We start from the raw sequence: 20,700 nt of genomic DNA, 5'->3' as shown, positions 1-20,700 counted from the left end.
CGCCCCCGGGCGTTGCTGGTGCCGATCGTGCTCCAGATCACGGCGATGACGGGCCTCGGCGCGCTGCTGTACCCCGAGGCGTCCGACTGGTTCGCCAGTCTCCACCACGACTCCGAGATCTCCGGCTATGTGCGCCGCAGCGAGGCTCTGCCGCCCCAAGTGCGGGCCGACAAGCGTGACCTCGCGCGCTCCTACAACGAACACCTGCCCGCGGGCGTGCTGCGCGATCCGTTCCGCGGGACGCGCACCGACGTGGTGCCAATGGCGGACGCCGCCTTCCGCGCCTACCGGGACGTGCTGAGTGTCAGCAGCCAGGGCGTGATCGGCCGGCTGAGCTACCCCCGGTTGGGGATCAGCCTGCCGATCTATCCCGGCACCGACGACGAGGTGCTGGGTCAAGGGGTCGGGCACCTCTATGGTTCCTCGCTGCCCGTCGGCGGGCCGTCCACCCATGCCGTGCTCACCTCCCATTCAGGGCTGGTGCACGCCTCGTTGTTCACCGCGCTGCCGCGGGCCCGCGTCGGCGACCTGTTCGAGGTGGCCGTGCTCGGGGACGTGCAGCACTACCAGGTGCGTGAGCTGCGCACCGTCCTGCCCGACGAGACCGAGACGTTGCAGATCGTTCCGGGAGAGGACTGGGTGACCCTGTTCACCTGCACCCCGATCGGCATCAACAGCCACCGTCTGCTGGTGCACGCCGCGCGTGTGGACGCCCCCGCGGGCGACCTGACCGCGCACGCCGTCGCCGGTGACGGACAACGGCCCGGCTTCCCATGGTGGGCGGCCGGTTTCGCGGGCGGGTCCCTGGCCATCGGCGCCTGGCTGTTCATTCCGCCACGCCGGCCAGACGCTCCGTCTGCTGCGCGCGAGGGCGCCGGGGAGGCGTCCGGATGAGTTGTCTCCGCATCGTACGCGCCGCCGGCGTGCTGCTGTTCGGCCTGGTGTTGGCGCTGGTGGTCGTCGTGCCCCCGCGCGCCGCCGCGGCCGGCGCGATCGACCCCGCCGCCCGCGCCACCTTGGTGATCCACAAATACGAGCAGCCGGATGCCCTGGGCGAATCGTCCGACGGGCTGCCGCTCGACCAGCCGTCGGTCGACGGCCTGACCCCGGTGGCCGGCGTCCGGTTCCGGGTCAGCCGCGTCCCCGGAGTCGACCTGACCACCGGCGAAGGCCAGCGTGCCGCCGCCGAGTTGACCGCCGCTGAGGCGTCCGCGCGGGTGGCCGGGGCATCCGGCCGAACCGGCGTGACCGGCGCCGATGGACGCCTCGACGTCGCCTCGCTCGAGGTGGGCCTTTACTACGTCGAAGAGATCTCGGCCCCGGTCGGTGTCGTGCCGGCCGCGCCCTTCCTGGTCGCGTTGCCGCTGTCCGATCCGCACACCGGTGCGGGCTGGCTCTACACCGTGCACGTCTACCCCAAGAACCCGCGCGCGGGCGTCGGGCTGAACGTCAGCGAGGCCATCACCTGCGTCGACGAGGTCTCCTGGACGTCGCGAACGGCGATCCCGCGCCAGCAGACCCTCGACCAGTACCTGGTCCGGCACCTGCTGCCGCCCGGCGTCCGCGTCGCCGGAGGTGAGGCCGGGGTGCGGATCGCGCTCGGCGGCGCCGAGCTGGGGCCGGCGGACGCCCTCGCCGGGCTGACCACCGTGGCGGGGCGCGAGACCGTCGAGGTTTCATTCACGACCTCCGGCCGTGCGGCGCTCGTCGCGGCGCGCGCGGCGGATCCCGGCGCGCAGGTCATCATCACCTTCGGCACGCTGCTGCCGGGGTGGGGAATTCACGCCGTCGACGTCGAACTGCTCATCGACGATGCCGCGCCCATTCCGGGCTCGGCGGCCACCAGTTTCGTCGGCTGCACGCCGACGCCGTCCCCCACTCCGGGGGCGACGCCTGGTCCGGCACCGGACCCGGGGACCTCGGGACGCCCCGGCGACCGGCTGGCGGTGACCGGAAGCCAGGTCAGTGGCCTGGCGCTGCTCGGCCTGGCCCTGATCGGCTGCGGCATCGTGCTGGTCCGGCGGAGCCGCCGAGAACGCGGGCAGGAATGAGCCGCGCGGCGATGGTGCGGCGCGGACGGCGTCCGGCACGCGGCCAAGGACGCCTCGGCACGGCGGTGCTGCAGGTGATCGCGATGATCGGCCTGGGGCTGTTGCTCTACCCCGAGGCCGCCAACTGGGTGTCGCGGATCGGGCATGACGCAGAGATCTCCGGCTACGTGGAGCAGGTCCGCGGTGCGCCCTCCGAAGAGCGGCAACGGCTGCTGGCCGCCGCCTACGGCTACAACGACGAGCTCGATCCGGGCCCGTTGACGGACCCCTACGTCTCGCTCAGCGAGGACACGATCCGGCGCAGTGAGCTGTACCAGCGCTACGAGGAGATGCTGCGGCTCAGCGGCACCCACGCGATCGGCACGCTCAGCTATCCGGGCGTGGACATCGGGTTGCCCATGTACCACGGCACCTCCGACGAGGTCATCTCGCGGGGCATCGGCCACCTGTACGGCACCTCGTTGCCCGTCGGCGGACCGTCGACCCGCGCGGTGCTCACCTCGCATTCGGGCCTGCCGCATGCCGCTCTGTTCACGGCACTGCACCGGGCGCAGCTCGGGGACACGTTCTGGATCAGCGTCCTCGGCGAGGACCATCACTACCGCGTCGAATCGATCGAGACGGTGGCGCCCGGCGACACCTCTTCGCTGCGCATCATCGAAGGCGAGGACTGGGTCACCTTGTTCACCTGCACCCCGGTGGGGGTGAACAGCCACCGGCTGATGGTGCACGCGATCCGCATCCCGGCGCCGGAGGGCGGCGGCGTCCAGGCCGTCGGCGGCGACGGCGTCGAACTCGGATTCCCCTGGTGGACGGTGTGGTTCACCCTCGGCTCGGCCCTGGTCGCCTGGTTCCTGTTCGCGCCGGTGCGGCCGGCGAAGCGGACCGGGGCGGCCGGCGCGCGCCCAACCGTCCAGTAAATCCCTCGCGAGGCCGCCGGCACAAGACTGTTGCGCGGCGCTTGCGCCGCCTAGAGTCAGGGCACCGCCCCCATCGAACGACGGACAAGGATGTGTCGCTCATGGCCATGTACGCAGCACCGGGCACCGAGGGTGCCCTCGTCGAACTCCAAAGCCGCTACGACCACTGGATCAACAACGAGTGGCGTCCGCCGGTGAAGGGTCAGTACTTCGAGAACGTCTCGCCGGTCACCGGCAAGGTGTACACCGAGGTGGCCCGCGGCACCGCCGAAGACATCGAGGCCGCCCTGGACGCCGCCCACGCGGCCGCGCCCGCCTGGGGGCGCACCTCGGCATCCGATCGGGCCAACATCCTCAACAAGATCGCCGACCGGATCGAGGCCAATCTGGAGAAGCTGGCCGTCATCGAGACCTGGGACAACGGCAAGGCGATCCGGGAGCCGCTGAATGCCGACCTGCCGCTGGCCGCCGACCATTTCCGCTACTACGCCGGGGCGATCCGCTCCCAAGAGGGCACCCTGTCCGAAATCGACGAGACCACCGTCGCCTACCACTTCCACGAGCCGCTGGGCGTGGTCGGGCAGATCATCCCGTGGAACTTCCCGCTGCTGATGGCCACCTGGAAGATCGCCCCCGCGCTCGCCGCCGGCAACGCGGTGGTGCTCAAGCCGGCCGAGCAGACGCCGGTGTCGATCCTGGAGTTCATGAAGATCATCGGCGACCTGCTGCCACCGGGCGTCCTCAACGTCGTCAACGGATTCGGTGTCGAGGCCGGCAAGCCGCTCGCGTCCAGCCCGCGCATCGCCAAGATCGCCTTCACCGGTGAGACCACCACTGGACGCCTGATCATGCAGTACGCCTCGCAGAACCTGATTCCGGTCACCCTGGAGTTGGGCGGCAAATCGCCCAACATCTTCTTCCGCGACGTGATGGACGCCGACGACGCCTACCTCGACAAGGCCCTGGAAGGGTTCGCGCTGTTCGCGTTCAACCAGGGCGAGGTGTGCACCTGCCCCTCGCGAGCCCTGATCGAGGAGCCGATCTACGACGATTTCCTCGGCCGCGCCGTCGAACGCGTCTCCCGGATGGTGCAGGGCAACCCGCTCGACACCGCCACCCAGGTCGGCGCACAGGCGTCCAACGATCAGCTGGAGAAGATCCTGTCCTACCTGGCCATCGGCAAGGACGAGGGCGCCACACTGCTGATCGGCGGCGAGCGGAACGTCCTCGACGGCGACCTGGCCGAGGGCTACTACGTGAAGCCGACCGTGTTCGAAGGCCACAACAAGATGCGGATCTTCCAGGAGGAGATCTTCGGTCCCGTCGTGTCGGTGGCCAAGTTCAACGGCTTCGACGAGGCCATCGAGGTCGCCAACGACTCCCTGTACGGCCTCGGCTCGGGCGTGTGGTCGCGCAGCCGCAACATCACCTACAAGGCCGGACGCGCCATCCAAGCGGGCCGGGTCTGGGTCAACCAGTACCACGCCTACCCCGCGCATGCCGCCTTCGGCGGCTACAAGCAGTCCGGCATCGGCCGCGAAACCCACCTGATGATGCTCGAGCACTACCAGCAGACCAAGAACCTGCTGGTCTCCTACTCCGACCAGGCGCTCGGGTTCTTCTGATCGGGGCGGATGAGTGAGGCCCCGTTGCCGGGTTGGCCGGGCAGGCTGCCACGGTGAACCCGGGTGGGTCGCATCGGATCGGTCAGGTGAGGTCGAAGCAGGTCAGGAAGAGGGGTGGCGATGTCCGGTGAATGGTCCAGCCGCGCTCTGGTCACGGCTCGGGCGGCGGAATTGCTCCGTCGCCTGCGCGACGACCATGGCGCGCTGATGATGCACCAGTCCGGTGGCTGCTGCGATGGGTCGGCGCCGATGTGCTACCCCGACGGCGAGTTCATCATCGGTGACCGCGACGTCCTGCTCGGCCGATTGTGGATCGATGACGGCGTCGCGGCGTCCGAGGCGGCGGGGGCGTCCGTCGTGCCGGTATGGATCTCGGGCAGCCAGTTCGAGGCATGGAAGCACACCCAGTTGGTGATCGACGCGGTGCCCGGACGCGGCGCCGGCTTCTCGCTGGAGTCCCCGACCGGGATGCGTTTCCTCACCCGGTCGAGGGTGTTCCCGCCCGAGGTGCTGGCCGGATTGCCCGCGCCCCGCACCGGCGCCGAGGTCGAACAAGGAGCCTCGCTCCCGGATCCACTCGGCCCGATGGCCCTGACCGGCGAGTTGGCGGACGTCTGCCCCCTCCCCTCGTCGCGAGCTGCTGGCGACCACTGAGCGGACGACGCAGTTGTTGACGGGGCGGGCACGCCGGAACTGTCACACTCATCGACGCTCAAGCGCGGTTGGGGCTCGATGTGTGTGACGTTTCCGGCAGTTGCGTCCCCACGGCTAAGGCCCGAGCAGGGCCAATGGGATGACAGCGACTCCGTCAGGCCGTCCGTTACGCGTGGGCCTCGAAGTCGGCTCGGATGCGGTCGGCGTAGGGGGCGAACTCGGCTCCGGCGAGGTAGGCCGACACCATCGTGCCCGGGTCGGCGATCGCCTGGCCGGCGATATCGAACGCGGTGCCGTGGTCGACCGAGGTGCGCAGGATCGGCAGGCCGACGGTCACCGAGATGGTGCCGTTGAAGTCGATCGTCTTGGCCGGAATGTGGCCCTGGTCGTGGTACTGCGACAGGACGCCGTCGTAGCGGCCGGTGAACAGCTGGTGGAAGATCGAATCCGCGGGCACCGGGCCGACCACGTTGTGGCCGCGTTCGCGCATGATCGCGACCGCGGGGGCGAGCGAGTCGATCTCTTCGGTGCCGAATTTGCCGTTCTCACCGCCGTGCGGGTTGATCGCGGCCACGCCCAGGCAGGGCTCGTCGGTGCCGTACATGCGCAGCGCGCGCAGCGCCTCGTCGATGGCGGTGACCTGCATCTCGGTGTTGATCTTGGTGAGCGCCTGCTGCAGTGACAGGTGCCGGGTGGCGAAGAAGATCTTCTTGCCGCGGGCCACGAACATGGTGTTGGAGCGCTTCGATCCGGTGAGTTCGGCGAGCATCTCGGTGTGGCCCAGATGGGTGCTGCCGGCCGCCCAGATCGCCTCCTTGTTGATGGGGGCGGTGACGATGCCGTCCACCGTGCCCGCCAGCGCGGCGGCGGTGGCGACCTCGATCGAGCGCACCGCGGCCTGGCCGGCCCGCGCGTCCACCACACCCCAGCCGACCGGTTCGTCGCCCAGGACGCCGGTGTCGAACACGTCGATCACGCCCTCCTGTTCGGCGGGCAGGTCGTCCCAGGAGTCGACCGCGCGCACGGTGGCGTCCAGGCCGAGGACGCCGAGCGCCGCCTTAACCGAGACCGGATCGCCGACGGCCACCGCGCGGGCCGGACCGTTCGGCCCGGCGACCTGCAAGATGGTCTGCACGGTGATCTCGGGACCGATGCCGGCCGGATCGCCGAGGGTGAGGGCGAGGACGTTTCTCGTCATGGGTGCGGTTCCTAACGTAAAAGGATCGGTGGAGAAGCCGGGCACCATCATGCCGCAGCTTCCCCACCGATCCGGTCAGTGCGCGGCGTCCTCGGCAGCGGCGGCGGCCTCGAGTTCGGCGGCCAGCCTCTTCTCCTGCACCCGGCGGTAGGCGTTCCAGACCACGCCGATCACCAGGATCACGTACAGGCCGATCGTGATCGGCGAGCTGACCAGCACCGCCGGGTTGTTCGACGAGTTCGCCATCGCATCGCGCAGGTTGTATTCGGCCAGCGGGCCCAGGATCAGCGCGATCAGCACCGGCGCCAGCGGCACATCGTATTGGCGCATCAGGTAGCCGAGCAGGCCGATCCCGATCATCACCGCCAGGTCGATGGTGGACGCCCCCGCCGCGTACACACCGAACGCGGCGAAGACGGTGATGCCCGCGTACAGGTACTCCTTGGGCACCCGCAGCAGCATGGCCCACATCGGCGCGAACGGCAGGTTCAGGATCAACAGGATGATCATCGCGATGAACAGCGCCGCCAGCAGCGCCCAGACGATGTCGGCGCTGCGCTCGAACAGCAGCGGCCCGGGCTGCAGGCCGTACTGCCGGAACGCGATCAGCAGCAGCGCGGCGGTCGCCGAGGTGGGCAGGCCCAGCGCCAGCAGGGCGCCCATCGCGGACCCGGCGGTCGCGTTGCCGGCGGCCTCCGGTCCGGCGACGCCTTGGATGGATCCCTTGCCGAACATCGGCTGGGCCCGGCGGGCGTCCAGTTTGCGCTCGGTGCCGTAGGCGAGGAAGGTCGGCACCTCGGCGCCGCCGGCCGGGATGATGCCGAAGGGGACGCCGAACGCGGTGCCGCGCAGCCATGCGGGCAGGGCGGCCTTGAACTCCGCCTTGCTCAGCCAGGGGCGTCCCTTGGTCTTGATCAGTTCCTTGTCGTCGGGGCGCCCGACCTTCGAGGCCACGTGCAGCACCTCGCCGATCGCGAGCAGGGCCACGGTGATCACCACCACCGAGATGCCGTCGAACAGGGCCGGGATGCCGAAGGTGAACCGGGAGGTGCCGGTCGACTGGTCGATACCGACCACGGCCAGGGCCAGGCCGATGCTCAGCGCGGCGAGGCCGCGGACCACCGAGTCGGCGACCACGGTGGAGATGGCGACGAACGCGAACACGGCCAGCCCGAAGTACTCCGCCGGGCCGAACTTCTTGGCCAGTTCGGCCATCGAGGGCGCGAAGAACACCACCAGCGTGGTGGCGATGATGCCGCCGGTGAAGGCGCCGATCGCGGCGGTGGCCAGGGCTTGGGCCGCTTTGCCCTTGCGCGCCATCATGTGGCCTTCGAAGGCGCTGGCGATCGCGGTGCTGTTGCCCGGTGTGTTCATCAGGATGCCTGCGATCGAGTCGCCGAACAGGCCGCCGAAGTAGATGCCGGCGAACATGGTGAGCGCCGACAGCGGCTCCAGGGTGAAGGTGAGCGGCAGCAGTAGGCCGACCGCCATCGCCGAGCCGAGGCCGGGCAGGACGCCGATGGCGGTGCCGAGGAAGGCGCCGACGGTCACCCAGAGCAGATTCTCCAGGGTGAGGATCTGGCTGAAGCCGTTGAGCAGGTTGAGCAGTTGGTCCATGGTTCAGCTCCCCAGCAGCAAGAGTCCGGCGGGCAATGTCATACCGAGCAGTCCGCTGAACACGACCTGGATCGTGGAGGCCAGCCCCAGCCCGATGATCAACGACGGCAGCAGCTTCTTGCTGCCGAGCGCGAAGGCCATCCCTGCGAACAACAGGGTGGCGCTGATCAGCCACCCGACCGGCTCCACGATCAGCGTGAACGCGATCAGGACGCCGAGGGCGGTGGCGAGCTTGACCCAGTTGACCCCGGCGGGCGCCTCGGCGGCGTCCGCCTTCAGCTGGGGTGCGATCGTCTCGTCGAACGGATCATGCACCACGGACACGCCTGAGAAGGAGTCTTGCTGCGGGGCGCTCGGCACCGGACGCGGATGGCGGATCTGCTGGATCACGATCGAGACGGCGGCTACCAGGCAGACGGCGATCACGATCCAGGGGAAGGCCTGCGGGCCGAACAGGTTGTTGCCGCTCACCTTCATGGTCAGGTTGCCGTAGATCATCAGTCCGGCGATGGCCACCAGGATGCCGGCGATGATCAGGATGCCGTGCTGCGGGGCCGGATGTGTCGGTGCGGCGTCGGGCCGCTGCTCGGCGGTGTCGGTCTTGTCTGCACTCATGCCAGCCCCAACTCCTTCAGCAGCGCCGAGATGGACTCCTGCTCCTCGTTGATGAACGTGGTGAATTCCTCACCGGCGAGGAAGTTCTCCTTCCACCGGTTGCGTTCGACCGCCGCCTTCCACTCCGGTGTTTCCACCATCTCGGTGACGATCGCGATCAGGTCGGCGCGATCGGCTTCGCTGATTCCCGGCGCGCCCACCAGCCCGCGCCAGTTGACCAGGTCGACCTCGGGGTAGCCCAGCTCGATCATGGTGGGGATGTCGACGCCGGGCAGCCGTTCGGGGGCGACCACGGCGAGCGGACGGATATTGCCGGCCTCGATCATGTCGCGGAAGTCGTTGAAGCCGCTGATGCCGACGTTGACCGTGCCCGCGGCGCTGGACAGCAGCGAGATGGTCAGCTGGCCGCCACCCGAATGCGGGGTGTACTTCAGTTGCGACCCGTCCATGCCGATCGCCTGGGCCATCTCGCCGGCGACCAGGTGGTCGATGCCGCCGGCCGAGCCGCCGCCGATCGGTATTCCGCCGGGGTCGGCCTTCCACGCGGTGAGGAAGTCGTCCAGGGTCTGGTAGGGCGAATCGGCGCTGACCGCGATCACCTCGAAGTCCTCGGCGAGCCGGGCGATCGGGGTGGAGTCTTCCAGGCTGAACTCCGAGCCGCGGGCGATGCCGCCCAGCATGACCGTGCCGGTCACCATCATGATGTCGGGCTTGCCGTTCATCCGGGCCAGCTGGCTGAGCCCGATGGTGCCGCCCGCGCCGGGCGCGTTGGACACCTGGATGGTGCTCACGATCTTGTTCTTGCGGAGCGCCTGCTGGGTTTCGCGGGCGACCAGGTCCCAGCCACCGCCGGCCGCGGCCGGCGCCATCACCGTGAGGGCCGCGCGGGCGCGTCCGCTCGTGTCGGTGTCGCGCGCGTCCGCGACGGCGAATCCTGCCAGCAGCAGGACCACCGCCGTTCCCGCGATCGCCTTGATATTCAGCTTCGTTGCCATGTTGGGGGTCTCTTCCTCCACACCGGTGAGGCCCTGGTTTCCACTCTGAACGTGGGGCCTTCGGGACATCGTGGAGGCGCGCCGGGCCGCGCGTCAACGGGTGGGATGCCCCGATCCGCCGATCGTGTGTGAGTTGTGACCTTCGCCGTGCCGCCGAAGGGTGGACGTTCTGCTCTCACCCGATGAGACCGTCGGGCACGAAAAAATACCGTCGCGCACGAAAAACACCGTTGCGCACGAGATGTCATGCGCAACGGTGCAGGTCGTGGGCGTGGGCCGGAGCCCGGCCGGGCAGGGATGCCGGCCGGGCCCGGCGGTCAGCGGGAGCGGTGGGCGTCCAGGATCGGCTCGACCAGCTGCGGGCCGGTCAGGCCGAAGTGGGCGAGCACCTCGGCCGGGCTGCCGGACTCGCCGTAGCGGTCCCGGACGCCCAGGCGGACGATCCGGGTGGGCCGCTTCTCGCCGAGCACCTCGGCGACCACGCCGCCCAGGCCTCCGGCGATCTGGCCCTCTTCGGCGGTCACCACGAGCCCGGTCTTGGCCGCGCTGGCGACCAGGGCGTCCTCGTCGAACGGCTTGATGGTCGCGTAGTGCAGCACCTCGGCGTCCACCCCCTGCTCGGCGAGCCGGTTCGCGGCATCCAGCAGATGCCAGGTCATCGTGCCGGTGCCGACCAGCGTGATGTCGCTCCCGGGCCGCAGCACCCGGGCGACGCCGAGCTCGAACGGGTCCTCGGGGGCGGTGAACACCGGCGTCGCGTCGCGGGCCAGCCGCAGGTAGGCCGGACGCGGATCGGCGGCGATCGCGCGGGTCGCCTTCTCGGCCTCGACGCTGTCGGCGGGGGCGACCACCACCATGTACGGCATCACCCGCATCAGCGGGATGTCCTCCAGCATCTGGTGGGTGGCGCCGTCGGGGCCCACGTTGAGCCCGGCGTGCGAGCCGACCACCTTGACCGGCTGGTCGTTGAGGCAGGCGGTGGTCTTGATCTGCTCCCAGTTGCGGCCCGGGCTGAACGCGGCATAGCTGCTGATGAACGGCACCTTGCCGACCGCGGCCATGCCGGCCGCCACCGTGGCCAGGTTCTGCTCGGCGACGCCGACCTCGAAGTAGCGCTCGGGGAAGGCGGTGGCGAACAGGTGCATCTGGGTGCTCTCGACCAGGTCGGCGCACAGCGCGACGATCCGCTCGTCGGCCTGGCCGGCGGCGAGCAGGCCGCGGCCGAAGCCCATCCGGATCGGCTCGTTGCGCACCTCGGGTGCGGTGGTCATCGCTGTCCTCCCTCGTTGTTCAGGGCCGTCAGGGCCTCTTCGGCCTGGGCGGGGTTGGGCACCCGGCCGTGCCACAGGTAGTCGCCCTCCATGTACGGGACGCCCTTGCCGGGCACCGTGTGCGCCACGATCACCGACGGCTTGCCCTTGGTGTTCTTGCACTCCTCGATCGCGGCCAGGATGGCGGGGATGTCGTGGCCGTCGACGTCGATCGCGTGCCAGTCGAAGGCGCGGAACTTCGCGGCCAGGTCGCCCAGCGGCATGACGTCCTCGGTGTTGCCGTCGATCTGGATGAAGTTGCGGTCGACGATGCCGATCAACTGCTCCAGCTTGTACTTGCCGGCATACATGACGGCTTCCCAGATGTTGCCCTCGTCGAGCTCGCCGTCGCCCATCATCACGTAGACGAAACGCTCAGGGGTCTTGTCGAGGTACTGGAACACCTGCGCCATGCCGGAGCCCTGCGACAGGCCCTCGCCGAGCGGCCCGCTGGTCACCTCGATGCCGGGCAGCGAGAGCCGTTCGGGGTGACCCTGCAGCCGGGTGCCCCACTGGCGCAGCGTGTTCAGCTCGTCGAGGGGGAAGTAGCCGGTGTGCGCCATCGCCGCGTACAGCACTGGGGCGGTGTGCCCGTTGCTGAGCAGGAACAGGTCGCGCTCGTCCCAGGCGGGATCCTCGGGGCGGTGGCGCAGCGCCTCGCCGTAGAGGACGGCCAGCAGGTCGGCCATGCCGAGCGGGCCGGCGCTGTGCCCGCTGCGGGCGTGGGCGAGCATCGAGACGATCGATACCCGGATGTCGCGGGCCAGGTCTTCCAGCCTGGTCACCACCTCGGTCGGGGCGGCGGTGGTTGTTGTCATGTCACTTCCTCATTCGGATGGAAACGGGGTTGGTGGGGTCAGGGCCGGTCACGGACGGGGCAGGCCGAGCAGGTCGAGGGTGGAGACGCCGGCGCGGATCTGCTCGCGCTGCCATTCCTCCTTGGCCTCGCGGGCCTCGGCCTCCTCCAGCGCGGCCGGGCCCTCGTCGCCGGGCACGACGACCAGGCCGTCGGCGTCCCCGATCAGGATGTCGCCGGGGTTGACCACCACGCCGCCGATCACGACCGGCACGTTGATCTCGCCGCGCTGGACCTTGGTGGTGCGCCGGATGCAGGTGCCGCGGACGAACACCGGCCAGCCCTCGGCGATGATGGTGGCCGAGTCACGGACGGCGCCGTCCACGACCAGACCGGCCAGGCCGCGGGTCTGCGCCGCCAGGGTGAGCACGTCACCCCACGGGCCGGCCTGGGTGAAGCCGCCGATGTCGACTACCAGCACGTCGCCGGGGCCGGCCTCCAGCAGCGCGGCGTGAATGAACCAGTTGTCGGCCGGTGCCAGCTTCACCGTCACCGCGCGCCCGGCCATCGTCATCCGGGGATCGAGCGGCTTGATCGCGGGGTCGATCGCGCCCTTCTGGCCGTGGGCTTCGTACACGGTGGCCGCGCCGAGCTCGGCCAGGCGTGCCATCTGTTCAGTGCCGAATTCCATCTCTGTCGTCCTCTTTCGTGTCTTCGTGTCTGTGTTGTCGTCGTCGCGGGGGATCACAAGGTGGCCACCACGGTGGCGAACCGGCGCATGCCTTCGGCCAGCGACTCCTCGTCGGTGGCGAACGAGATCCGGACGTGTCCCTCGCCGGAGGGGCCGAACTCGGCGCCGGAGCGCACCAGGACGCCGCCGGCGGCAAGCGCGTCCACCAGCTCTTGGGAGGTGAGCGGGCTGTCGATCTTCGGGAAGGCGTAGAACGCGCCGGTGGGGGTGTGCACGCTCACCTTCGGCATCGCGGCCAGCGCGGCGACGACGATGTCGCGGCGGCGCTGGTACTGCTCGCGCATGGCGGCCAGGTCGGACGCCGGCGTCTTGAGCGCCTCGATCGCGGCGTCCTGGACGAACGTGTTGATCGAGCCGTTGATGGTGCGGTGCACCAGGTTGACCGGATCGGCCAGCGGGGCGGGTGCGATGACGTAGCCGAGCCGCCAGCCGGTCATCGCGTACGCCTTCGAGAAGGTGCCGAGCATGACCACCTGGTCGCGGATCCCGGCCAGGGCCAGGCCCGAGGCGTACGGCAGCCCGTCGTAGACGATCTCGCTGTAGGCCTCATCGGAGACCAGCAGCAGGCCGGGATGCCGGGCGACGATGCCCGCCATCACGTCCATCTGGTCGGTGGTGAGGATCTGCCCGGTCGGGTTCGACGGGTTGCACAGGATGACCATCCGGGCGCCGCCGGCCAGTTCCTCGATGCGGGCGAAGTCGACCGAGCCGTCGGCCAGGTTCGGCACCCAGACCACCTCGGCGCCCACCATCGCCAGATGGTCGGCGTACAGGGAATAAGTCGGTTCGGGGATCAGCACCCGGTCGCCGGGCCGGACCAGCGCCAGCATGGTGGCCGCGATGCCCGCCGAGGCGCCATGGGTGATCACCACCTCCTCCGGGCTGGTCACCCGCCCGGTGCCGTCGCTGACGAAGGCCGCGATCGCGGCCCGCAACTCGTTGCTGCCGGTGAGCGGGGCGTAATGGGTGCGCCCCGCGCGCAGCGACGCGATCGCCGCCTCGACCACCGCGGGCGCGGTGTCGCCGTCCGGTTCACCCATCGCGAGCGAGACGGCCCCCCGCGGCGCCTGCCCGAGGTTCTTCGGACGCCGCGAGGTGCGCTTGATCCGCTCGACGAGGGGGGATTCGACTGATGACATGACTGCTTGGTCCTCCTGGAATGGGTGAAAGGCCGTGCGAGCGGTGTCAGGAACCGCTCGCACGGCGAGGGATGGTGGTGGGTCAGTCGATGGGCTTGCCAGCGCCCTCGGCCATGAACGCCGCGGCGAGGAAGGTGCCGACAGCGGTGAGCACGACGTAGTAGGCGGGGATCGCGGTGATGGTGGTGGCCGCGATGAGACTGGTCATGACCAGCGGGCCGGCGCCACCGAAGATGGCGGTCGACACGTTGTAGCCCACCGAGTAGGCGGTGCCGCGAACCTTGGTCGGGAACAATTCGACCAGCGCGACGTTGACGACGCCCGCGTGACCGGCGAAAGCGGCGGCCATCATCATGGCGCCGAGCACGGCCAGCCCGAAGCTGCCCTGGGCCATCAGCCAGTAGGCGGGGATCGCCAGCACGGCACACGCGATCGCCGAACCCATCAGCACCTTGCGGCGTCCGACCTTGTCAGACAGCCAACCCATGGTCGGGATCATCACCAGCATCACCAAGACGGCGAGCGCGGTGACGGCCAGACCCTGGCCGACGCTGAACTTCAGTTCACGGTTCAGGTAGGACGGCATGTAGTTGAACAGGACGTAGTAGCCGGAGCTGTTCAGCAGCACGAGCACGATCGAATGGAAGACCTTGCGCATCGTCTTGGCGTTGTTGAAGGTGCTCGCGATCGGGCTGTCGGCGATTTCGCCGGCCTCTTGGGCCTTCAGGAAGGCCATCGTGTCTTGCAGCGTGCGGCGAATCCAGTAGCCGATGAAGCCGAGCGGGATGGCGACGAAGAACGGGACGCGCCACGCCCATTCGACCAGCGAGCCCTCGGGCAGCAGGTTCGCCAAGGCGACACCGATGCTGGTGCCGAGCAGCATCGCGGTGTAAGAGCCGAACTGCGGCAGCGAGGTCATGAAGCCGCGGCGGTCCATCGGGGCGTTTTCGGCCACGAACGAGTAGGCGCTGGCGACCTCGCCACCCGCCGAGAAGCCCTGCACCAGGCGGAACAGCAGCAGCAGGATCGGGGCCGCGTATCCGATCACGGCAAACCCGGGCAGGAAGCCGATACCGGCGGTCGCGAACGTCATCAACGTCAGCGACAGCACCAGGGCTGCCCGGCGTCCGGCCTTGTCAGCGAACGCGCCGATGATCATGCCGCCCAGGGGGCGCACCAGGAAGGTGAGAGCGAAGATGCCCCAGGTCATGATCAGGGCGGCCGTGGGCGCCTCGGGCGGGAAGAAGACCTGGGCCAGCGTGGTGGCCAGGAAGCCGTAGATGCCGTAGTCGAAGAACTCGACGAAGACGCCCGCGCTGCCACCGAAGATGACCTTGCGCATTTGTTCGGGTGGGATCTCGTGGTGGGTCGTCGCGGTGGACTCGGTCATGGGTGTCCTCTCTCAAGGGTGAACAGCGGCGGGATGGACGTCAGCGGGGGATGGGGACAACAGGGGTATCGGTGAAGAGGTGGCTGGCCTCGTACATGGTTCGGCAGCGGTGCCGCAGCGCGGCGAGGTCGGCCTCCTGCTGGCGGACGGCCCGGATCGACTGCTCGGCGGTGCTCATCCGCAGCCGGAGCGTGTCGCCGGGGCGCATCTGCCCCAGGTAGTGGTGGCAGCTGCGCGCGACCACGGCCGGAATCGGATAGCCGGCGGTCAGCGGACGCCCGCGCATCAGGATGATCGGGCCGCCCGTCGGCGGGATCTCCACCGCGCCGAGCGGGACGCCGCGGGACAGGATCTCCGAGCTGGTCACCCGCTCGAACCCCGGGCCGGCCAGCCGGATGCCGACGTGATCGCTGCGCGTGTCGACGGTGTAGGCCGTGGATGTGATGCCGCCGGTGAAGCCGGGGAACTCGGCCAGTTCGGGGCCGGGCAGCACGTCGAGCACCCACTCGTGCGGATAGGCCTCGCGGGGAGCCGCGACGAGGAACAGCGGCGGATGCGGGACCAGGCCCAGGCGGGCGCCGTGCGCGATCACCACGTCACCGGTGGACAGGCGCCGGCCGCGTCCGATCAACGGGTCGCGCGCGACGCTGCCGAGGAATTCGTCGCCCTGGATGCGCCCGTGCACGGCCACGTAGGCGCGCAGCCCGGACGGCGCGGGGCTGATCTTCACCTCGGCGTTCGGCCAAGTCAGCAGCGGGGCGTGGGTGGCGACGGGATCGCCGTCGAGGGTGACGCTGCCGGCCGCGCCGGTGACCGCCAGCAGCACGGCCTCGCTGGTGCGGAACGCGAACGGCACGATCGTGGTCACCTCGATCACCGGGGCGCTGTCGGGATTGCCGACCAGGATGTTCGCCGCGCGTGCGGCCGGTTGGTCGAGGGCGCCGTTGGTTTGGATGCCGAGGTGGGCGACGCCGTAGCGGCCCAGATCGGTGACCGAGGCCACGCCCGCCTGGGTCAGGGTGAGCAGCGGGTTCACAGGAGTTCTCCGATGAAGACCTGCGGCGTCCGGGCGAACTCGTCGGGCGTGATCGGCTTGAACCGGAGTTGGTCGCCGGGGTCGATGGCGACGAACGGATTCCCCTGGGGGTTGATGATCTTCAGCGGCGTCCGGCCGATCAGCCGCCAGCCGCCGGGCGCGGGAATCGTGTAGATCGTGCCCTGATGGCCGGCCAGCGCGATGGTGCCCTCGGCGATCTTCACCCGCGGCTCCGACATGCGGGGCACCGGGCGGGGCCACGGGGAGCCCTCGTGCAGCGGCGTCCCGGCGGGGGCGCCGTTGAAGGCGACCCGCCACAGGAACGAGGAATGCTTCTCGATCACCTGGTCACGGGTGAGTTCCAGGTGGCGGGCGACGTCGTCGAGATCGGGGCCGAACTCGCCGCCGTAGGTCATCGGGATCTCCACGATGCGGCCGGTGGTGGCCAGGATCTCCTCGGTGGGCACGTGCGCGCGCAACCAGGTTTCGAGCGTGCCGGCGTCGGTGACCAGCGGGTCGAAGCTGACCAGCAGGGTCGCGAAGGTGGCGAAGTTGCCCTCGATGCCGGGGACGTCCGCCTCGCGCAGCGCGCTGCTCAGCGACTGCATCACCGCCCAGCGCTGGACCGGGTCGGCGCAGTCGCGTTCGACCAGGACAGCGGAATCCCCGTAGGACACGAACCGCAGTTCGGCCTGGATCGTGTCGGCATAACAGCTGCCGGGCGCCTCGGCCATCGTCAGCCCTTCCGGGTGCTGAGCACCGTCGGGATCGGGGCCAGCGTGACACCGTGGGCGACGAGCTCGGTGCGGATCCGGTCGGCCACCTCGAGCGCTTCGGGGCTGTCGCCGTGGATGAGGACGGTGTGGCAGTCCAGATCGATCACGGTGCCGTCGATCGCCTCGACGGTGCCCTCGAGCACCATCCGCAGTACCCGCTCGACCATCAGGCCGGGGTCGTGGATCACCGCGCCGGGCAGCTTGCGCGACACCAGCGAACCGTCGGTGTTGTAGGCGCGGTCGGCCATCGCGGTGATCGCCACCGGGATGCCGCGCTCGTGGGCGAGGTCGGCCAGCACACCGGCCTGGGTGACCACGGGGAGGGTGGGATCGAACGCCTCCACGGCGTCCAGGACGCCGCGGGCGTAGGCGGGGTCGGCGACGCAGAGATTGCCGAGGCTGCCGTGCGGGGTGATGTGCTGCAGCGTGCGTCCGTGCTTGCGGGCGAAGGCCGCCAGCGCCCCGATCTGATACAGGGTGTCGGTCGCGACCTCCTCGGTGCTCATCGAGATCGGACGCCGCCCGAACCCGACCAGATCGTGGAAACCGGGGTGGGCGCCGATCTCGACGCCGCGCTCGGCGCAGGCGCGCACCGTGCGGTCCAGCACCCGCGGGTCGCCCGCGTGAAAACCGCAGGCGACGTTGGCCGAGGTGAGGAGGGGGAGGAGGGCCTCGTCGTTGCCGATCGTGTAGTCGCCGAAGCTCTCCCCGAGGTCGGCCGATAGGTCGATGCACCGCATGAACTGCTCCGTTCCGTTTTGCGCTCGTCGCCGACGGTACAACTCGACGTTTACTAACTGCAACAGATTTACCAGTTATTTACACGGAGGGGGTGGGTGGAGTGGTGGCTTGTGTGGGGATCTGGGGTGTCTCTGAGGCAGGGCGGGGTGTCGTGGTCCGTGCCGTGGCGTCTTTAAGTGAGATAGAACTACTGGTTTGAGCGGAACTTAACTGGGGGTTCAGTCCCAGACAGCCGGATCGGTGTCGATGGATGGGACGTGACCGGCGGCGCGCGGCGTCCGCGTGAGTAAGCTCGGCTGGGAAGGGCCCCAGTGTGGCCGTCGGACGCAGAGTCGCGGGAGGTGTGAGGTGCCACGGAAACCTCGCAGCGACGCGATCCGCAACCGCCGTGCGATCCTGCGCGCGGCCGGCGACATCATCCGCGTCGACCCGCAGAGCCTGACCATCCCCGCCGTCGCGGAACGGGCTGGCGTGTCGGTGACCACCGTCTACCGGCACTACTCGTCCGCCGACGTTCTGCTGGGCAGCTACATGATCGAGGTCGACACCCAGATCCGCGACTACTCGCACGACTGCAACACCGCCGGGCCGGAGCTCTTCGACGACGTGCTGGCCGAATGGGGCCGCATCATCGAGGTCTACGGCCCCGGGCTGGTGCAGCTGCGGTCACGCCGCGGCTTCCTGGAGCGACTGCACAGCGGTGATGTGGCCATGCAGATGGTGCGCGAGGCCTGGGAGCGCCCGATCCGCCGCCTGCTGCGCGCTCAGGAGATCGAGGACGACTACTTCGAGGGCGCGCTGTTCCTGTTCAACATGATGTTCGACCCCCGCGAACTGCTCGACCTACGCGCCCGCGACCTGTCGATGACCAAGGTGCTCGCGATCTTGAAAGACGCCTACCTGGGAGCCCTGCGCGGCTGGCACCAGGCGGGCACCGCCCGCATCTGATATTAGTCCCCACTACTAAATTAGTGGCGTCAGGCGGCTGCGTGCTTGCAGTGCGGCCGGTCGAGTCGACCGGCTGAGCGCGAGCATCACCGTTCGGGCGAACCGGCGTCGATCGTCAGCGGAGACGCAAGACGGGCCGGGTCGTTGCGACCCTGCGCGGAGCAAAACGTACTGCTCAATCTCGGCCGAGCGTCAGGAACATCAGTCCGACTGATGTTCTTCTGGTCGCGCCCGGATTGAGCAGCGCGTTTTCCTCGACCCGTCCGGCGACGAATTCGTCCGCACCGAGGTCCGTCGGGTCGAGTTCTGACCCTGCCCGGGAGGCCTGGTCGATTTCTATGTCCAGATCGAAGGGGGTGTCCTGTGACAAGGGCAAACGCCACGGGGGGTGAATCTGGACATAGAAATCGACCACGGGGTGCTGCCGAGGGTGATCACGGTGTGGTGGGTAGCCCCGCGAGGCTGACCGCGGTGATCAGGGTGGCCAGGGCGACTTTCAGGCGGCGCATGGCATCTCCTGGGTGGTGGCTGGGAGGTGGCGGATCACGCGTGACCACTTGTTGGCGGGAAGACCGTCGTGCAGGATCGCCATCCCGGTGGCGTACTTGCTGAACGAGGTGGGCCGGTGGCCGGACCGCCACAGCAGCCGGTCGACGCCCGAGGCGCGCCGGCCCGCCTTGGTCTCCACGATCACCAGTCCCGGCAGGAACAGTTCGCGGGCGCCGTCATGCCAGGTCAGGTCCGTATCGAGGGTGACCCGCACGTCCAGTTCGGTGGGCAGCAGCGTGGTGCGCGTGTACCGGGTGACCAGGGTGGGGCGCAGCCCGTCGGTGAGGTGAGCGTCCAGGCCGCCCGAGCTGAGCGTGGCGTGAATGAACGCGTGCTCCTCGGCCGAGAGCCAGGTGCCGTCGGCCGGGTCGTGTTCGATGCGCTCCTTGACCGTGGTGTCCCGGGGGCCGCGCACCTTTACCTCGACGAACGCGGCGTCGGCGTCCAGGTAGTGACGGGTGCGCACTTTGAACCGGCGGCGGCGTCCGTGTGCGGACTGGCGGTAGCTGAGCAGGTCGGCGGTGTCGAAGTAGGACGACTCGTAGCCGAAGCTGGTCCGGTCGCTGATGGTGAGGATCCTCGTTCCCGCATCGAGCGCGTTCAGCAGCGCGGAGGCCGCCTCTTCGGTGACCAAGTACTTGCGGTCGACCCGGGTGAGCAGTTCGGCTTCTGCGAGCAGTTCGGCAAGCTCGACCGGCGCGAACCGGCTGGTCGGCAGCGCCGCCGGGATGACGATCGGAGAGGTGGTCGTCGTGCTCATCGCAGGCCCGTGTTCTCGAAGGTGCCGTTGCGCACGTCCTGAACCGTTGCGTACGAAATGTCGTGCGCATCCGTGCTGATCGTGCGCGTGAGTCCGGCGGCCGGTTCGGTGCGCAACTCCGGACGCCGCGCGCCGGTCGAGGTGGCCGTGGCTGTGCGGGCGTCGGCACGCCGGTAGCGGACGTCGACCACGGTGAGGTCGCGAACCAGGTCGAGCTGCTGAACCGTCACCCGGTCGACCGGGCCGCCGAGCAGGGAGGCCAGTTCGCTGCGCAACTCGGCCTCATCGGCGATCGCCCGGTCGAGGGTGATGGTCTGCTCCTGGGCGCCGCGCAGCAGCCAGGGGTGGTCACCGGCCCACATCGCGGCGACGATCATCGCGGTCAGCGCGCCCGAGATGACCAGGTCGGTGCCGATGCCGGCGATCAGGCCCAGCGCGAGCGAGGCGAAGTAGTAGGCCACCTCGCGCTGGCTGATCTCGGTCGAGCGCAACCGGATGATCGACAGCACGCCGAACAGTCCCAGCCCGAGGCCGAGCCCGGCGGTCGAGGTGCTCAGCACCAGCGCCACGGCCAGCACGCCGACATTGACGCCGAGGAAGGCGGCCACCAGGTCGCGGCGGCGGTGGCGGCGGAAGTACAGCGCGAACGTCAGCGTGCAGATGGCGATCAGGTCGATGGCGATCAGGGCGAGCGTGGTCATCGGATTCTCCTTCGTGGCCCGGTTGAGGGGTTCTGGTGACCATTCAGCCGGTCGCGTCTTTGAGCCGGCTGTGAGGATGCTGGGCCGCGGCCACGGATCGACGGCGACGCGTTCCCCGCAAAGCACCT

The 20,700-nt window shown here is 69.4% G+C and carries 21 protein-coding genes; 6 read left to right on the top strand and 15 right to left on the bottom strand.

Features of this window, described 5'->3' with window-relative positions:
* Positions 1 to 18: 18 nt before the first annotated feature.
* The 5 genes from QM708_RS08345 to QM708_RS08325 all read left to right on the top strand — a co-directional run bounded on the left by QM708_RS08345 (position 19) and on the right by QM708_RS08325 (position 5,250).
* Positions 19 to 894 carry a class C sortase gene (locus QM708_RS08345; RefSeq protein ID WP_415106657.1) on the top strand — a complete coding sequence of 292 codons (876 nt, stop codon included), beginning with the start codon at positions 19 to 21 and terminating at the stop codon, positions 892 to 894.
* Positions 891 to 2,051, top strand: coding sequence for a SpaH/EbpB family LPXTG-anchored major pilin (locus tag QM708_RS08340; RefSeq protein ID WP_415106654.1), 1,161 nt, complete (start codon positions 891 to 893; stop codon positions 2,049 to 2,051). Before QM708_RS08345 ends, QM708_RS08340 begins: the two co-directional genes overlap by 4 nt.
* Entirely contained in the window at positions 2,048 to 2,971 is a 924-nt protein-coding gene (locus QM708_RS08335; protein WP_415106651.1) for a class C sortase, read from the top strand. The genes QM708_RS08340 and QM708_RS08335 overlap by 4 nt, the downstream gene beginning before the upstream one ends.
* A 101-nt stretch (positions 2,972 to 3,072) precedes the next feature.
* A complete protein-coding gene (locus tag QM708_RS08330) occupies positions 3,073 to 4,596 on the top strand; it encodes an aldehyde dehydrogenase family protein (protein WP_415106649.1) in 1,524 nt (507 codons plus the stop codon).
* Between the two features lie 120 nt (positions 4,597 to 4,716).
* Positions 4,717 to 5,250: a DUF779 domain-containing protein gene (locus QM708_RS08325; protein WP_415106646.1), complete on the top strand. Its 534-nt coding sequence runs from the start codon at positions 4,717 to 4,719 to the stop codon at positions 5,248 to 5,250.
* 166 nt (positions 5,251 to 5,416) lie between these two features.
* Here QM708_RS08325 and pdxA read toward each other — a convergent pair whose 3' ends face one another.
* From pdxA to QM708_RS08265, 12 genes are all read right to left on the bottom strand, one after another.
* Complete coding sequence (gene pdxA, locus QM708_RS08320; protein ID WP_415106643.1) at positions 5,417 to 6,448, bottom strand: 4-hydroxythreonine-4-phosphate dehydrogenase PdxA; 1,032 nt, start codon at positions 6,446 to 6,448, stop codon at positions 5,417 to 5,419.
* A 75-nt stretch (positions 6,449 to 6,523) separates the two neighbouring features.
* On the bottom strand, positions 6,524 to 8,065 hold the full coding sequence (locus QM708_RS08315; protein WP_415106640.1) for a tripartite tricarboxylate transporter permease: 1,542 nt from the start codon (positions 8,063 to 8,065) through the stop codon (positions 6,524 to 6,526).
* 3 nt (positions 8,066 to 8,068) lie between these two features.
* On the bottom strand, positions 8,069 to 8,680 hold the full coding sequence (locus QM708_RS08310) for a tripartite tricarboxylate transporter TctB family protein (RefSeq protein ID WP_415106638.1): 612 nt from the start codon (positions 8,678 to 8,680) through the stop codon (positions 8,069 to 8,071).
* Positions 8,677 to 9,675: a Bug family tripartite tricarboxylate transporter substrate binding protein gene (locus QM708_RS08305; RefSeq protein ID WP_415106635.1), complete on the bottom strand. Its 999-nt coding sequence runs from the start codon at positions 9,673 to 9,675 to the stop codon at positions 8,677 to 8,679. The genes QM708_RS08310 and QM708_RS08305 overlap by 4 nt, the downstream gene beginning before the upstream one ends.
* A gap of 317 nt (positions 9,676 to 9,992) precedes the next feature.
* Positions 9,993 to 10,946, bottom strand: a complete 954-nt coding sequence (locus QM708_RS08300) for a transketolase family protein (protein WP_415106632.1) — start codon at positions 10,944 to 10,946, stop codon at positions 9,993 to 9,995.
* The gene (locus QM708_RS08295) at positions 10,943 to 11,803 is read right to left on the bottom strand and encodes a transketolase (protein WP_415106630.1); all 861 of its coding nucleotides are present in this window, start codon (positions 11,801 to 11,803) and stop codon (positions 10,943 to 10,945) included. The genes QM708_RS08300 and QM708_RS08295 overlap by 4 nt, the downstream gene beginning before the upstream one ends.
* 48 nt (positions 11,804 to 11,851) lie before the next feature.
* A complete protein-coding gene (locus tag QM708_RS08290) occupies positions 11,852 to 12,472 on the bottom strand; it encodes a 4-carboxy-4-hydroxy-2-oxoadipate aldolase/oxaloacetate decarboxylase (RefSeq protein ID WP_415106627.1) in 621 nt (206 codons plus the stop codon).
* A gap of 53 nt (positions 12,473 to 12,525) precedes the next feature.
* The gene (locus QM708_RS08285) at positions 12,526 to 13,671 is read right to left on the bottom strand and encodes a pyridoxal phosphate-dependent aminotransferase (protein ID WP_415106624.1); all 1,146 of its coding nucleotides are present in this window, start codon (positions 13,669 to 13,671) and stop codon (positions 12,526 to 12,528) included.
* A gap of 82 nt (positions 13,672 to 13,753) precedes the next feature.
* A complete protein-coding gene (locus QM708_RS08280; protein ID WP_415106621.1) occupies positions 13,754 to 15,061 on the bottom strand; it encodes an MFS transporter in 1,308 nt (435 codons plus the stop codon).
* A gap of 40 nt (positions 15,062 to 15,101) precedes the next feature.
* Positions 15,102 to 16,097 carry a biotin-dependent carboxyltransferase family protein gene (locus QM708_RS08275; RefSeq protein WP_415106618.1) on the bottom strand — a complete coding sequence of 332 codons (996 nt, stop codon included), beginning with the start codon at positions 16,095 to 16,097 and terminating at the stop codon, positions 15,102 to 15,104.
* Complete coding sequence (locus tag QM708_RS08270) at positions 16,094 to 16,831, bottom strand: 5-oxoprolinase subunit B family protein (protein WP_415106616.1); 738 nt, start codon at positions 16,829 to 16,831, stop codon at positions 16,094 to 16,096. Before QM708_RS08270 ends, QM708_RS08275 begins: the two co-directional genes overlap by 4 nt.
* A 2-nt stretch (positions 16,832 to 16,833) precedes the next feature.
* Positions 16,834 to 17,613, bottom strand: a complete 780-nt coding sequence (locus QM708_RS08265) for a LamB/YcsF family protein (protein WP_415106613.1) — start codon at positions 17,611 to 17,613, stop codon at positions 16,834 to 16,836.
* 349 nt (positions 17,614 to 17,962) lie between these two features.
* Here QM708_RS08265 and QM708_RS08260 point away from each other — a divergent pair, with 349 nt between their 5' ends.
* Entirely contained in the window at positions 17,963 to 18,562 is a 600-nt protein-coding gene (locus tag QM708_RS08260; RefSeq protein WP_415106610.1) for a TetR/AcrR family transcriptional regulator, read from the top strand.
* A gap of 175 nt (positions 18,563 to 18,737) precedes the next feature.
* Here QM708_RS08260 and QM708_RS08255 read toward each other — a convergent pair whose 3' ends face one another.
* The 3 genes from QM708_RS08255 to QM708_RS08245 form a co-directional block, all read right to left on the bottom strand.
* Positions 18,738 to 18,977 carry a hypothetical protein gene (locus QM708_RS08255; protein WP_415106607.1) on the bottom strand — a complete coding sequence of 80 codons (240 nt, stop codon included), beginning with the start codon at positions 18,975 to 18,977 and terminating at the stop codon, positions 18,738 to 18,740.
* Between the two features lie 81 nt (positions 18,978 to 19,058).
* On the bottom strand, positions 19,059 to 19,871 hold the full coding sequence (locus tag QM708_RS08250) for a polyphosphate polymerase domain-containing protein (protein WP_415106605.1): 813 nt from the start codon (positions 19,869 to 19,871) through the stop codon (positions 19,059 to 19,061).
* Positions 19,868 to 20,572, bottom strand: coding sequence for a DUF4956 domain-containing protein (locus tag QM708_RS08245; protein ID WP_415106603.1), 705 nt, complete (start codon positions 20,570 to 20,572; stop codon positions 19,868 to 19,870). Before QM708_RS08245 ends, QM708_RS08250 begins: the two co-directional genes overlap by 4 nt.
* Positions 20,573 to 20,700 lie beyond the last annotated feature (128 nt).

Source organism: Propioniciclava sp. (genome assembly GCF_047602245.1).
Taxonomy (GTDB): Bacteria; Actinomycetota; Actinomycetes; order Propionibacteriales; family Propionibacteriaceae; genus Propioniciclava.
This window is presented reverse-complemented; position numbering and strand designations above follow the sequence as displayed.